Annotated in this window: 7 protein-coding genes; all 7 read left to right on the top strand. The window is 36.2% G+C overall.

The features are described from left to right. Positions 1-12: 12 nt before the first annotated feature. The 7 genes from OZP10_RS00170 to OZP10_RS00140 all read left to right on the top strand — a co-directional run bounded on the left by OZP10_RS00170 (position 13) and on the right by OZP10_RS00140 (position 14,382). On the top strand, positions 13-1,719 hold the full coding sequence (locus tag OZP10_RS00170; protein ID WP_281632952.1) for a thrombospondin type 3 repeat-containing protein: 1,707 nt from the start codon (positions 13-15) through the stop codon (positions 1,717-1,719). A gap of 242 nt (positions 1,720-1,961) precedes the next feature. After that, positions 1,962-5,057, top strand: coding sequence for a DUF6298 domain-containing protein (locus OZP10_RS00165; RefSeq protein WP_281632951.1), 3,096 nt, complete (start codon positions 1,962-1,964; stop codon positions 5,055-5,057). Positions 5,058-5,213: 156 nt separating this feature from the next. Beyond that, a complete protein-coding gene (locus OZP10_RS00160; RefSeq protein ID WP_281632950.1) occupies positions 5,214-6,620 on the top strand; it encodes a glycoside hydrolase family 140 protein in 1,407 nt (468 codons plus the stop codon). Positions 6,621-6,851: 231 nt separating this feature from the next. Beyond that, a complete protein-coding gene (locus tag OZP10_RS00155; protein WP_281632949.1) occupies positions 6,852-8,420 on the top strand; it encodes a glycoside hydrolase family 28 protein in 1,569 nt (522 codons plus the stop codon). A 61-nt stretch (positions 8,421-8,481) separates the two neighbouring features. After that, complete coding sequence (locus tag OZP10_RS00150; protein WP_281632948.1) at positions 8,482-9,399, top strand: glycoside hydrolase family 43 protein; 918 nt, start codon at positions 8,482-8,484, stop codon at positions 9,397-9,399. A 110-nt stretch (positions 9,400-9,509) separates the two neighbouring features. After that, positions 9,510-11,372, top strand: coding sequence for a sialidase/neuraminidase family protein (locus OZP10_RS00145; protein ID WP_281632947.1), 1,863 nt, complete (start codon positions 9,510-9,512; stop codon positions 11,370-11,372). 229 nt (positions 11,373-11,601) lie between these two features. After that, positions 11,602-14,382 carry a glycoside hydrolase family 78 protein gene (locus OZP10_RS00140; protein ID WP_281632946.1) on the top strand — a complete coding sequence of 927 codons (2,781 nt, stop codon included), beginning with the start codon at positions 11,602-11,604 and terminating at the stop codon, positions 14,380-14,382. The last annotated feature ends 19 nt before the right edge of the window (positions 14,383-14,401 follow it).

Genomic DNA, 14,401 nt, shown 5'->3' with positions numbered 1-14,401 from the left:
CCACACAATTCAATGCAAAATATTTTTCCCAACCGTACTTTAAAAAGAACATTTATGGCGTTGTCATTTTGTTCACTTGTATCATCGGCGTATGCCCAATATCCTGTAATTCCAAAAGACGTTCAAGCTAAAGCAGATGCCCTTTTAGAAGCTGACGAAAAGAGACTTAGCGAAATCTGGAATGCCAACTTACATATCATAAAAGAAGAAGCAAAACAAGGGAAACCATATTTGCCTTGGGCTTCTTATCCAAAAGATTTTGTTCAAGCAGATATTCCTGCTTTTCCAGGTGCTGAAGGTGGCGGAGCCTACACGCAAGGTGGACGTGGAGGAAAAATATTCGTAGTGACGAGTTTAGAAGATAGTGGAAAAGGAACTTTTCGCGAAGCTTGTGAAGCTGTTGGAGCAAGAACAATTGTTTTTAATGTTTCGGGAATTATCCATTTAAAAAGCAGAATCAGCATGCGTGCACCTTACGTGACAATTGCTGGACAAACTGCTCCTGGCGACGGAATTTGTATTGCAGGAGAAACTTTAGAGATCGACACACACGATGTTATAATTAGACACATGCGTTTTAGACGTGGGGCAACAGAAGTGACAAGAAGAGATGATGCGCTGGGAGGAAATGTAATCGGAAATACTATAATTGACCACTGTTCTGTAAGCTGGGGATTAGATGAAAACATTTCTTTATACAGACATCAATTTGCACCTAACGCAAAGTCGAAATTGGAGAAATTGCCTGCTTGTAATATTACGATTCAGAACACTATTTCAGCAGAAGGTTTAGATACTTATAATCATGCTTTTGGAAGTACAATTGGCGGATTAAATAGTACTTTTATGCGCAACTTATGGGCCGACAACATTTCAAGAAATGCTTCTATCGGAATGTATGGAGACTTTAATTTTGTGAATAACGTAGTATTTAATTGGTGGAATCGTACTCTGGACGGAGGTGATTATCGTTCGATGTTAAATATCATCAATAACTATTTCAAACCAGGTCCAATAACACCTGCGAATGAACCTATTGCACATAGAATTGTAAAACCAGAATCTGGATATATTGAACCTAAACAATACGGAAGAGCTTACGTTTCAGGAAACTTTATTGTTGGTTTTCCTGAAGTTACGGCAGACAACTGGAATGGAGGAGTACAATTGGAAAATCTTCCAGAAGCGGAAACCAAAGAATTTTTAGCAGCAATAAAACAGCCAAAACCTTTTTCTATGCCAAAATTCAATATCATGTCGGCAGAAGAAGCTTATGATTTTGTTTTGACGAATGTTGGAGCAACAATTCCGAAAAGAGATGCAGTTGATGAAAGAGTGATCAAGCAAGTTCGTACAGGAAAAATTGAAGTAAAAGACGGTTTAGAAAATTCAATTGGAAAAGAATATATCAAAAGAAGATTACCAGCTGATTCTTATAAAAAAGGAATCATTACACACCCAGATCAAGTTGGCGGATATCCTACTTACAAAGGGAAAGCCTATAAAGATTCAGATAATGACGGAATTCCAGATGCTTGGGAGAAAAAATATGGCTTAAATCCAAATGATGCTTCAGATGCTAATAAAGATGCTAACGGAGACGGTTATACCAACATCGAAAAATATTTTAACGGAATCGATCCAAACACTAAAATTGATTGGACGAAAATCGAAAATAATACGGATACTTTGGCGAAATTAAAGTCTTTATTACAATAATTCAACATAAAGCATACACCCAAAGTTTGTCATTCCAAGGAACGAGGAATCACACTAGAAACTCCGCAACAATCTATAAATCCCGTGTGAGATTTGCTTCGCCTGTTCACTATAGCTCGGGTTTCTTTCGTCGAAATGACAAGATTATAGAAATGCTTAACTTTAGAAAATTGAAAAATATACTAAAAGTGAATTTCATTAAACAAAATATAGTCCCTTGCTTCAAAAACACATTAGTAATAATGTGTTTTACTATGTCTATGTGTGGCAACATCACAGCCCAGAACAATTTCCCAGACATTATCAAAACCAAAGAAGCAAAACTTTCTTTCACAGCTGATAATCAAGGAAATCAAATCCCAGATTTTTCTTTTGCAGGATATAAAAACTCTGAAGTTGCCATTCCGAATTTGGAAAACAAGATTTTTGTTTCTCCACAAGAAGAAGATGCAACACAGAAAATCCAAAATGCAATTGATTATGTGAGCGCATTAAAACCTGATAAATCAGGATTTCGTGGAGCAGTTTTGTTAGACAAAGGAACTTTCAAAATTAGTGGAACATTATACATTAGAAAATCGGGAGTTGTTCTAAGAGGAAGCGGCAATACGGAAAACGGAACTGTACTTTTAGGAACAGGTTTAGAAAGAGAAGCTTTAATTAGAATTTTAGGTTTAAACGATAAAGTGTATAAAGATTCATTTGAATTTGCAAACGGTTACACGCCACTTGGAACACAAAAAATTCAATTAAAAAATACAACAAAATTAAAAGTTGGAGACGAAATCGAAATCAGTAAACCTTTAACGGATAATTTCATTAAAGAAGTTAATATGCAGGATTTCGGGGGAGAAACTTCATGGATTGGCTGGAAAAAAGGGGATTGGGCGACAACTTGGAATCGTGTCGTAACCAAAATAAACGGAAACGAAGTGACTGTAAATGCTCCAATTACAATGTCTTTAGATGATGTTTTCGGAACTTCGAAAGTAACTATTTATTCTTGGCAGGGAAGAACTGAAAATAACGGAATTGAAAATATCTTAATAAAATCAACCTACAATCCTTCAAATTTAAAAGACGAAGAACACCGTTGGCAGGCTATTAGCATTGAAAGCGCTAGAAATGCTTGGGTAAAACAAGTTAATTTTAAACACTTTGCAGGTGGAGCCGTTACGGTTTTAAAAACAAGTCAGCAAATTACAGTTGAAGATTGTATTGCAACAGAGCCAATTTCAGAAATCGCTTCATTTAGAAGACATACTTTTTATACTGAAGGTCAGCAGACTTTATTTCAGCGTTGTTATTCAGAATTTGGATATCATGATTTTACCGTTGGCGGATTCGGAACAACTGGTCCAAATGTGTTCGTACAATGCGAATCACATTTGCCATTCGAAAACAGCGGTGCAATTGGAAGCTGGGCAACTGGAGTTTTATTTGACATTGCCAATATCGACGGAAAAGCATTAAGCTATAACAACAGAGAACAAGGAGGAAGAGGAGCTGGATGGACAGCAGCAAATTCTGTAATTTGGGAATCGTCAGCATCAAAAGTAGAATGTTATAGTCCGCCAACAGCACAAAACTGGGCTTTTGGAGTTTGGGGACAATTTGGAGGAAACGGACATTGGAAAAACGTAAACGAACATATCAGTCCAAGAAGTTTATTCTACACACAACTAGAAGCTAGATTAGGAAAACTTCCAGTTCAGCCATTTATCTATGATTTAGGTTCTGAAGCTTCTTCAAGTCCGAGTGTAGAAGTCGCTGCAGAATTGACTAAAAACTCTGCTACAACGGCAAAAAGTTTACAAGAATTGATTGCAGAAGCTTCAAAAGCAAATCCGATTAATATTGATAATAAAGGTTTAAAAAATGCAAACGATTTAAAAGTTGCATTAAATAGAACTGAAAAATCGACTTCAATAGTAACAGCAGAAAACGGCTGGCTAACTTTTGAAGGAAAAGTAATTGCAGGAAAACAGACCAACGTTGCTTGGTGGAGAGGTGATCTAACCGATGATTTTGTAAACAAATCAACACCGCATATTACTCGTTTTGTACCTGGGAGAACAGGAAACGGATTGACTGATAAAGTACAGGAAACCGTAGATTATTTGACTAAAAATAATATCGTCGCTTTAGAGCATAATTATGGTTTATGGTACGACAGAAGAATGGACGATCACGAACGTGTTCGCCGAATTGATGATGATGTATGGCCTCCGTTTTACGAACAGCCTTTCGCAAGAAGCGGAAAAGATTTTGCTTGGGATCATCTGAGTAAATACGATTTAACAAAATTTAATGATTGGTACTGGAGCCGTTTAGCGCAGTTTGCAACACTTGCAGAACCTAATGGACAAATATTAATCAATCAGCAATATTTTCAGCACAATATTTTAGAAGCCGGAGCGCATTGGGCAAGTTCACCTTGGCGTTCTGCTAACAATATCAACAGTACAGGATTTCCGGAGCCACCGCCTTATGCAGGAGACAAACGTATTTTTATGGCGGAGCAGTTTTACGATATTACGAATGCTCAAAGAAGAAAATTACACGAAGGTTTCATCAGAAAATCATTTGAAAATTTTCAGGAAAACAGCAACGTAATTCAGTTAACAAGTGCTGAATATACAGGTCCGCGACATTTTATGGAATTCTGGTTAGACCAAGCCCAAAAGTGGAAAGACGAAACGGGTAAAAAAGGTTTAATTGGTTTAAGTGCTACAAAAGATGTTCAAGATGCTATTTTAAATGATGCTAAAAGAAATAAAACCGTTGATGTAATCGACATTCGTTATTGGTATTACAAAGAAGACGGCTCAGCTTATGCTCCGCAAGGAGGTGTAAATTTAGCACCAAGACAACATGCGAGAAAACTAAAAACAGGAAAAGAAACCGACAATCAGGTATATCGCGCTGTTCGTGAATATCGAGAAAAATATCCTGAAAAAGTCATTTTATATTCAACAGACGGTTCTTCAAGATTTGGATGGCCAGCTTTAATGGCCGGAGCTTCATTGCCAAATATTCCGAAAATCGAATTGCCTCAGTTTTATGCCGCTTTAAGCGAAATGAAGTTAGTTGATGGAAATACGTTTTCAGATAATCTTTGGAAACTGGAAAATAAAGGAAAAAGTTACCTTTTCTATTTGAAAAACGACCAAGATGTCACAATTGATTTATCAAACGAAAAAGGAACATTTGAAGTATTTGCAATTAATGCAACAACAGGAAATATAACGAAAAAAGCAAATATCAGCGGAGGAAAACAAATGGTAATCCCACAAGCTGAAATAAAAGAAAAAGTGCTTTTCTTAATTAAGAAATAGTTAGCCACAGATTTCACAGATTAAAAGGATTAAAAATAAAATCTGCCTAATCTGTGAAATCTGCGGGGAAAAATATAAAGACAAAGCTTGGGAAATCCATTAAATCAGTGAAATCTGTGGCAAAAAAATAAGAACACAATTCAAAAACAAACCAAAATGAATCTGAAAATTAAATCTTTATACGCTCTTTGTATAAGCTTTATGTTTACAGCACAAAGCGGATTTTCGCAATCTGCCAAAACAAAAGCATCTCTGCCTGAAATCAAAGTTTCTAAAAATCAGCATTATTTTGTTACTGAAAACGAAAAACCATTTTTCTGGTTGGGCGACACGGGCTGGCTGGCATTCGGGAAACTGGACAGAGCAGGCGTTGATAAATATTTCAAAGACAGAAAAGAAAAAGGATTTAATGTTGTTCAGGTAATGGTTTTGCACAACATCAATGCCGTTAACGTTTATGGTGACCCCGCTTTAATAAACGAAGACGTTTCAAAACCCTTGATTACGGCAGGAAATGATTTCAAAAATGCAAAGCAATACGATTATTGGGATCATGTAGATTACACTTTAGACGTGGCTCAGAAAAACGGAATTTACGTTGCAATGGTTCCAGTTTGGGGAACAAACGTTTCAAAAGGAAATAAAGTTAGCAAAGAACAGGCTACTGAATATGCTAAGTTCTTAGCTAATAGATATAAAAACAGAACCAACGTAATTTGGTTAAACGGTGGGGATACACACGGAAACGAATTCCAAGATATCTGGAATGCCATCGGGAATACTTTAAAAACCAACAATCCAAACCAGTTAGTGACTTTCCACCCGTTCGGAAGAACTGATTCTTCAGAGAATTTTCACAATGAAAAATGGCTGGATTTCAATATGTTCCAATCAGGACACAGAAGATACGATCAGGATTCATCAAAAACGAATTTCAAAGAAGACAATTACAAATTTGTGCTTAGAGATTTCGAATTAAAACCAACGAAACCGACACTTGACGGAGAACCATCTTACGAAGGAATTCCACACGGTTTGCACGACACTTTACAGCCAAAATGGACCGCAAACGACGTTCGCCGTTACGGATATTGGTCAGTACTTTCAGGTGGTGCAGGTTATACGTACGGACATAACGCTGTAATGCAAATGTTCAGAAAAGGCGATAAACCAGCTTACGGAAACAAAGAATTATGGACATCAGCCATTAATGCGCCTGGAGCAAAGCAGATGGTTTTTATTAAGAAATTAATGGAAGAAGTGCCATTTTTAGAAGGAATTCCAGATGTTTCTTTAGTGGTAAATCAAGGAGAAAAATACGATTATATTCCAGCGATAAGAGGCGAAAAATATGCTTTACTATACACTTATAACGGAAGAATTATAGAAGTAAAACTTGGAAAACTTGCTGGAGATAAATTCGAAGCAACTTGGTACAATCCAAGAAATGGCAAGAAAACCAAAATCGGAACATTTGATAATAAAGGAACTCAAAATTTTCAGCCAGAAGGTAAAAAAGAAGATGGTAATGACTGGATTTTGATTTTGAAATCTACTAAGTGATTAGTGAAAAGTAAAAAGTAATTAGTGAAATGCAATTCGTGAGTAAATAATCACGAATTATCCACAATCTTGTCATTTCGACATAAGGAGAAATCTTCGCAAGAAACTCTACAAAGTTGCTCAACCGTGCGGAGCTACTAATTAGGATTTCTCCTTATGTCGAAATGACAAAAATGAGAGTAAAAATCTGTGCTAATCATTTTAATCTGTGGCAAAAGAAAAAAACAAACTATGAAAAATATACTAATAATACTCTGCTTCATAACCGGATTAAACACCGGCTTCGCTAACGAAGGCTGGTTAAACATCCTTAACGAAGGCGGAAACAACAAAGGAATAAAATGTACTCAAGCCATTCAGAATGCAATTGAAAAAGCATCTAAAAACGGCGGAGGAACGATTTTTTTTCCTGCTGGAGAATACTTAACTGGAGCACTAACATTAAGAAGCAACATCACGATTCATTTAGATTCTGGAGCGCTTTTAAAGTTCTCAGAGAACTTCGATGATTTTCTGCCTTATGTAGAAATGCGTTACGAAGGAATTGTAATGAAAAGTTTCCAGCCATTATTTTATGCAAAAGACGTAGAAAATATCACCATTACAGGAAGAGGAGTAATCGACGGACAAGGAAAAGCATGGTGGAATGAAGTGTATAGAATTGAAACGGCAAAAGAACCATTGCCTCCAACCAAATACCAAACCATGTGGGAAGAGCAAAATAAAGGCCTTTACACAGAACCGTATTATAAGAGAACAGTTGATAAAAAGTTTTTCAGACCATCTTTTTTCCAAGCTTACAACTGCAAAAATATTTTAATCGAAGGCGTAACCTTTAAAAATTCACCATTTTGGACAATTAATCCAGAATTCTGTGATAATGTAACTGTTACTGGAATTTCAATTTTCAATCCGCATTCGCCAAATACAGACGGAATCAATCCTTCTTCGTGTACTAATGTTCACATTTCAAACTGCCATATCAGTGTTGGAGATGATTGTATCACGATTAAATCAGGAAGAGATGGTGACGGACGTAAATACGGAAAAGCAACAGAAAATGTAACCATCACAAACTGCACGATGTTAAGCGGTCACGGTGGAGTGGTTATTGGAAGTGAAATGTCGGGTGGAATCAAAAAAATCACAATATCAAACTGTGTTTTTGATGGGACAGATCGCGGAATCCGTATCAAATCGGCACGTGGAAGAGGTGGTGTTGTAGAAGATATTCGCGTCGATAATATCGTAATGAAAAACATCAAAGAAGAAGCTATCGTATTGAGCCTTTTTTACGATAAAGGAACTACAGTTGAACCTGTAACCGAGAAAACGCCAATTTTCAGAAACATTCACATGAGTAATATCACGGCTTCAAACGTAAACAAAGCAGGACAAATTCTGGGAATTACCGAAATGCCAATTCAAAATATCACGTTCTCTAACATCAATATGGACGGAAAAGAAGGTTTTACAGTAAGTACGGCGACAGATGTTGAATTTCACGATGTAAAAGTGAACGCAACTGTGGGTTCGTCTTTTAAAATATCAGATTCAAAAAATATTATTTTAGACAATGTTGGATCTTCAACAGCCATAAAAGGAGTTCCGGTTATCAAATTAGACAATGTTTCAAATGCGTTAATCAACAATAATTTTCCGTTTAATCCAACCGATATTTTTATCGAAGCCGATGGAAAAGACTCTAAAAATATTTTCTTGAAAAACAATGTTTTAAACAACGTTACAACGAAAATAAAAAAAGGAGCTTCTTTAGATAAAAAAGCAATTACAGAATAAAAACTGGTGAGCCAACTTTGTCAAAGTTTCAAACTTTGACAAAGTTTAAACGGAAAATAAAATGAAAAAAATATTCATCATACTAACCCTTTCGCTTTTTGCAATTAGCTATTCGCAGAAAAAGAAAGATTTATATCTTTTTACGTCGTTTAGAGAGCCCGCAACAGAAGGTTTATATTTGGCATACAGCGAAGACGGTTACAACTGGAAAGGATTAGAAGGATCGTTTTTAAAACCCGAAATTGGAGCCAGTAAAATCATGCGTGACCCGTCAATCACAAAAGGAGCAGACGGAACCTATCACATGGTTTGGACAACCGACTGGAAAGGTGGAAATGGTTTTGGTTATGCAAGTTCAAAAGATTTGATTCATTGGTCAGAACAGCAATACATTCCCGTAATGAAAAATGAGCCAGAAGTCGTAAATGTTTGGGCTCCGGAAATTTTTTATGATGATGTAAAAAGAGAATACATCATTATTTGGGCATCGACAATTCCGTTCCGATTTGAAAAAGGAGTAGAAGAAGAGAAAAACAATCACAGAATGTATTATGTAACGACAAAAGATTTCAAAACGTTTTCGGATACAAAATTATATTACGATCCAGGTTTCAGCGTAATTGACTGTGTGATTGTCAAAAAAAGCAAAAAAGATTATGTTTTGGTTTTGAAAGACAATACAAGACCCATGCGAAATATAAAAGTAGCTTTCGGGAAATCGCCTTTAGGGCCGTTTGAAAAACCTTCAAAACCTTTAACCGAATATTTATCTGAAGGTCCGACGGTAGTGAAAGTGGATAAAAACTGGTTGTTGTATTATGACAATTACGGTTCAAAAAATTATAAGGCGTTAAGTACAGCAGATTTTGTTCATTTTGAAGATGTATCCTCCAAAATAAGCCTCCCCGAAGGACATAAACACGGAACGATTACGACAATCTCTGCAGACGTTTTAAAGGGATTAATTGATAGAAAATAAATTATATAGCCACAGATTAGACAGATTAAAATGATTTTTAAATTATTAGTATTTAATTAAAAAATAATCTTTTTGATCTGTGCAATCTGTGGCAAAAAAATAAAATACCAATGATTACTTTCCAAAATATAAAAACCAACATCATCACAGCCACAATCCTTTTGGCTTGTACCGCTGTAAATGCACAAAACGATACTGTGCGTTATGTTGGCAAAACACTTTCAAATATCGATTACCATCACGGACAATTAAGTCCAGCAGTTGGAGTTCACGCTACGCAAATTATGCGTGCAAGCCGTGAACATCCTGAAAAAGCAGATGGTTTTGGATGGACGTACAATCACCAGCCGATGATGGCATATTGGAATAATACCTTTTATCTGCATTATTTAAGCGATCCTTCAGGTGAACATATTCCACCAAGCCAAACTTTATTAATGACTTCTAAAGACGGTGTAAAGTGGACAAAACCAGAAGTAATTTTCCCAATTTACCGTATTCCTGACGGATGGAAGAAAGAAGGCGTTGAAGGCGTTGCCAAAAATTTGGATGCAATTATGCACCAAAGAATGGGCTTTTATACATCAAAAGACAACAGACTTTTTGCTTTAGCGTATTATGGAATCGCAATGGATGAAAAAGATGATCCAAACGACGGAAAAGGAATTGGACGTGTAATCCGTGAAATCAAGAAAGACGGAAGTTTTGGCGAAATTTATTTCATTAGATACAACAAAACTTGGGACAAATCGAAATCGAAATTCCCATTTTATACCACATCAAAAGATAAAGGTTTGAAAAAGGCTTGCGAAGAAATCTTATCAGAACCATTGGTTTTACAGCAATGGGTAGAAGAAGCCGATCGTGACGATGAATTAATTCCGTTACAAAAACCTTATAAAGCCTTTAGTTATTACCATCTGCCAAACGGAAATGTAGTGGGTTTATGGAAACATGCTTTAACTTCTATCAGTAAAGACGGGGGAAAATCTTGGGATTATATGCCATTGCGTGCTCCGGGATTTGTAAACAGCAATGCTAAAATCTGGGGACAAAAAACTTCTGACAACCGTTATGCAACACTTTATAATCCGTCTGAATATCGTTGGCCTTTGGCTATTTCGACAAGTGATGATGGATTGAATTACAAAGATTTATTATTGGTTCACGGAGAAGTAAGTCCGATGCGTTACGGCGGAAACTACAAATCAGCAGGCCCTCAATATGTTCGCGGAATTACAGAGAAAAATGGAACTCCGCCAGACGGAAAAATCTGGGTGGGTTATAGCATGAACAAAGAAGATATTTGGGTGGCATCGATTCCCGTTCCGGTTACTTCGGTGGTTACTGAAAATGTAAATGATGTTTTTAATAATCTTCCTGACGGACAAGAACTAAAACTATGGAATACATATGATCTTTCATGGGCATCAACAAAAATCGAAAAGAAAGCTGATGGCAAAAAATGGCTAACTTTAAGAGATCAGGATTATTTTGACTATTCACGTGCTGAAAGAGTTATTCCTTTTGCTTCAAAAATGGAAGCTGTTTTCACAGTAAAACCAGAGCAAAATAATCACGGATTATTACAGATTGAATTCCAAAATAAACAAGGTTTACCATCGGTAAGATTGATTTTTGATTCGGATGGAGAATTAAAGGTAAAAAATGGTGCGCGTTTGAGTTCGGTTACAAAATACGAAGCAAACAAAGCATATACAATAACAGTTAAATTAGATGCTAAAAACCGTCAATACACTATAAAAGTAAACGAAGGAAAAGAATCAACAAAGATATTTTATGCGCCAACAGACGGTTTCGAGCGAATCATGTTCCGAACAGGAGAACAGAGACATTCGCCAGATCCAGATACAGCGCCAGATACAGACGATTACGATGATCTGCCTCAAACTGGGAAATTAATTCCAGAAGCAGTATTCAATATCGAATCTTTGATTACTAGAAAGTTGTAAAGAAAAAATAGCCACGACCCGAGCGATAGCTAACGGGCGAAGCAATTCACGAATTATTTTATAAACGTTGCGTAATTTTTGCCACAGATTAAAATGATTAACACAGATTATAATCCAATTAATCCTTTAATCTGTGGCAAAAAAAAAAGAGAAATTAAACGCAAAGAATAATTAGAGAAAATTCGTGATCCCGATAGCTATCGGGAGTGGCAAAAAAAAAATATACAAAGTGAAGTTTTTTAAAAGCATATTATTAGCCGTTTGTCTTCTAGTAACTGTAGTTTCTAAAGGACAAATTTTACCTGTACGTTTAACAACAGAAATGGCTGAAAATCCATTAGCAGTAGTTCAGAATCAGCCGAAATTAAGCTGGCAATTGGTTTCAAAAGAATCCGATGCCTCACAAGTCGCTTATTTGATTTTAGTAGCTTCATCGGAAGAAAAACTAAAAATGGATGATGGGGATGTTTGGAACAGTGGAAGAGTAAATACCGATAAAAACCTGCATATCGTTTATAATGGAAAACCATTAAAAAGCGAAACCAAATATTTCTGGAAAGTTAAAGTTTGGAATCAGGCTGGAAAAGTTTCAAAATGGAGCAAAACAGCTTCGTTCAGAACTGCTTCGTTAGAATCAGATTTAAATCCGACTTGGATTGGAGCGATTACCAAAGCCGACAGCCATTTACCAGAAGGAAGAAACTACCACACAGCCACTTTCAACAGAGAAAAAAAGAACTCGTTTATCAATGCATCCGATTCGCTGGCACGCAGAAGTATCATGCTTCGCAAACCTTTCGAAATAGAAAAAGCAGTCAAAGAAGCAGTTGTTTATATTTCAGGTTTAGGGCATTACGAATTGACTATCAATGGGAAAAAAGTAGGAAACAGCCAGTTTGCTCCTTTGTGGACAGATTATGATAAAACGGTTAATTATAATGTTTACGAGTTAAGTGCAAAAGAATTTCAAAAAGGCGATAACGTAATTGGTGTTTTGTTAGGAAACGGAATGTACAATACGCTTGCTGAAAGATATACCAAATTCTTCGTAAGTTTTGGTCCGCCGACTTTATTCTTTAAAATGAAAATCAAGTATAATGACGGTTCAGAAGAAATTATAAAGTCAGATAGAACTTGGAAATACAGCAAAAGTCCGATTACCTATAACAGTATTTTTGGAGGAGAAGATTACAATGCTAATTTAGAACAAAAAGGTTGGAATTGTAAAGGTTTCAAAGATAGAGATTGGAAAAAAGTTGTCATTCAGGAAGCGCCAAAAGGTGTTTTAAGACCGCAGACAGCACCGCCAGTTACCATTCAGAAACAATACGAAGTTAAAACCGTAAAAGAGCTGAAACCAAATTTCTATGTTTTTGATATGGGACAGAATCTTTCAGGATTTCCAACTATCAAAGTAAAAGGAAAAAGAGGACAAACGATTCGTGTTTGGGTGGCTGAAGGATTAAATGAAGAAGGAACAATTGCTCAGGGAAGATCTGGAAAGCCATACTATTACGATTACACTTTAAAAGGAGACGGAACAGAAGAATGGACGCCAAAATTCAGTTTCTACGGTTATCAATATGTTCAAATTGAAAATATTAATTATAAAGAAGATAAGAATGCAGCGATTCCAACTTTGGTTGATTTAAAATCGAATTTCATTTACAATTCGGCTGGAGAAGCGGGAAGTTTTTCATGTTCTAATGAGATTTTCAATAAAACACACGAATTGATAAATAATTCGATCAAAAGTAATTTCCAAAGTGTTTTTACCGATTGTCCGCAACGTGAAAAGTTAGGCTGGCTAGAAGAAATTCAGTTAAATGGACCTGGATTAATGTTCAATTATAATCTTCAGACTTTCCTTCCTGCAACGATGCAGAATATTTCTGATTCACAAAGAGACAACGGTTTAATTCCAACCATTGTTCCTGAATATGTCATTTTTGGAGGCGATTTTACCGATTCTCCAGAATGGGGCGTTACAGGCGTAATTCTGCCTTGGATGTATTATGAATATTATGGAGATGCTTCATTATTAGAAAAGTATTTTCCTGTAATGAAAAACTATGTGGATTATCTAGGAACAAAAGCAACAAATCATATCGTTTCACACGGATTAGGCGATTGGTACGATTACGGAACGCATCCAGCAGGATATTCTAAAAATAGTCCGATTGCACTTTCTGCGACTTCTCATTACTATTATGGCGCTTATTTAGTGGCAAAAGCATCAAAATTATTAGGAAAAACGGAAGATTTTGAGAAATACAATGCTTTGGCTTCAGAGATTAAAACAGCTTTCAATGCGGCATTTTTTAACGAAGAAACCAAACAGTATGGAACCAATAGTCAGTTTAGCAATGCTGTTCCGATTTTTATGGATATTGTAGAACCGCAGTATAAAGAAGCGGTGATGCAAAATCTTTTAGCTGATATTTCAGCAAAAGGAGATCGTTTGACAACGGGAGATGTTGGAAATCGCTATTTATTCCAGACTTTGGCAAGAAATGGCGAAAACGAAACCATGTACAGAATGCATAATCATTATGATGCGCCGGGTTATGGTTTTCAGATTAAATTTGGCTTGACCACTTTAACAGAGCAATGGGATCCGAGAAAAGGAAATTCGTGGAATCATTTTATGTTAGGACAAATTGAAGAGTGGTTTTATCAAAGTTTAGCCGGAATTATGTCCGATCCTGAGAAACCGGGATTCAAGCATTTCTTTATTCAGCCGGAAGTGGTTGGCGATATGACTTTCGCGAAAGCGGACTATCAATCGGTTTATGGAAAAATTGCTTCTTCTTGGGAAAAGAAAGAGGGCAAATTTATTCTGACAGTTCAGATTCCAGTGAATACAACTGCGACAATAAAATTGCCGGTTGCTAAAAATTCGGAAATAAAAATGGATGGCAAAAGATTTAAGACAGGTTTTGATGAAAATGCTCAAAAGCCTGTTTTGGAATTAGGATCTGGAATTTATACAATAGAATGTCAATTGTAATTATGAATTATGAATTATG

The sequence above is a fragment of the Flavobacterium luteolum genome (assembly GCF_027111275.1).
GTDB classification, from domain to species: Bacteria; Bacteroidota; Bacteroidia; order Flavobacteriales; family Flavobacteriaceae; genus Flavobacterium; species Flavobacterium luteolum.
This window is presented reverse-complemented; position numbering and strand designations above follow the sequence as displayed.

Bases quoted from the DNA above. Each gene is read 5' to 3' on its own strand.
- OZP10_RS00170 (WP_281632952.1), top strand. From the start codon at position 13: ATGCAAAATATTTTTCCCAACCGTACTTTAAAAAGAACATTTATGGCG.
- OZP10_RS00165 (WP_281632951.1), top strand. From the start codon at position 1,962: ATGTGTTTTACTATGTCTATGTGTGGCAACATCACAGCCCAGAACAAT.
- OZP10_RS00160 (WP_281632950.1), top strand. From the start codon at position 5,214: ATGAATCTGAAAATTAAATCTTTATACGCTCTTTGTATAAGCTTTATG.
- OZP10_RS00155 (WP_281632949.1), top strand. From the start codon at position 6,852: ATGAAAAATATACTAATAATACTCTGCTTCATAACCGGATTAAACACC.
- OZP10_RS00150 (WP_281632948.1), top strand. From the start codon at position 8,482: ATGAAAAAAATATTCATCATACTAACCCTTTCGCTTTTTGCAATTAGC.
- OZP10_RS00145 (WP_281632947.1), top strand. From the start codon at position 9,510: ATGATTACTTTCCAAAATATAAAAACCAACATCATCACAGCCACAATC.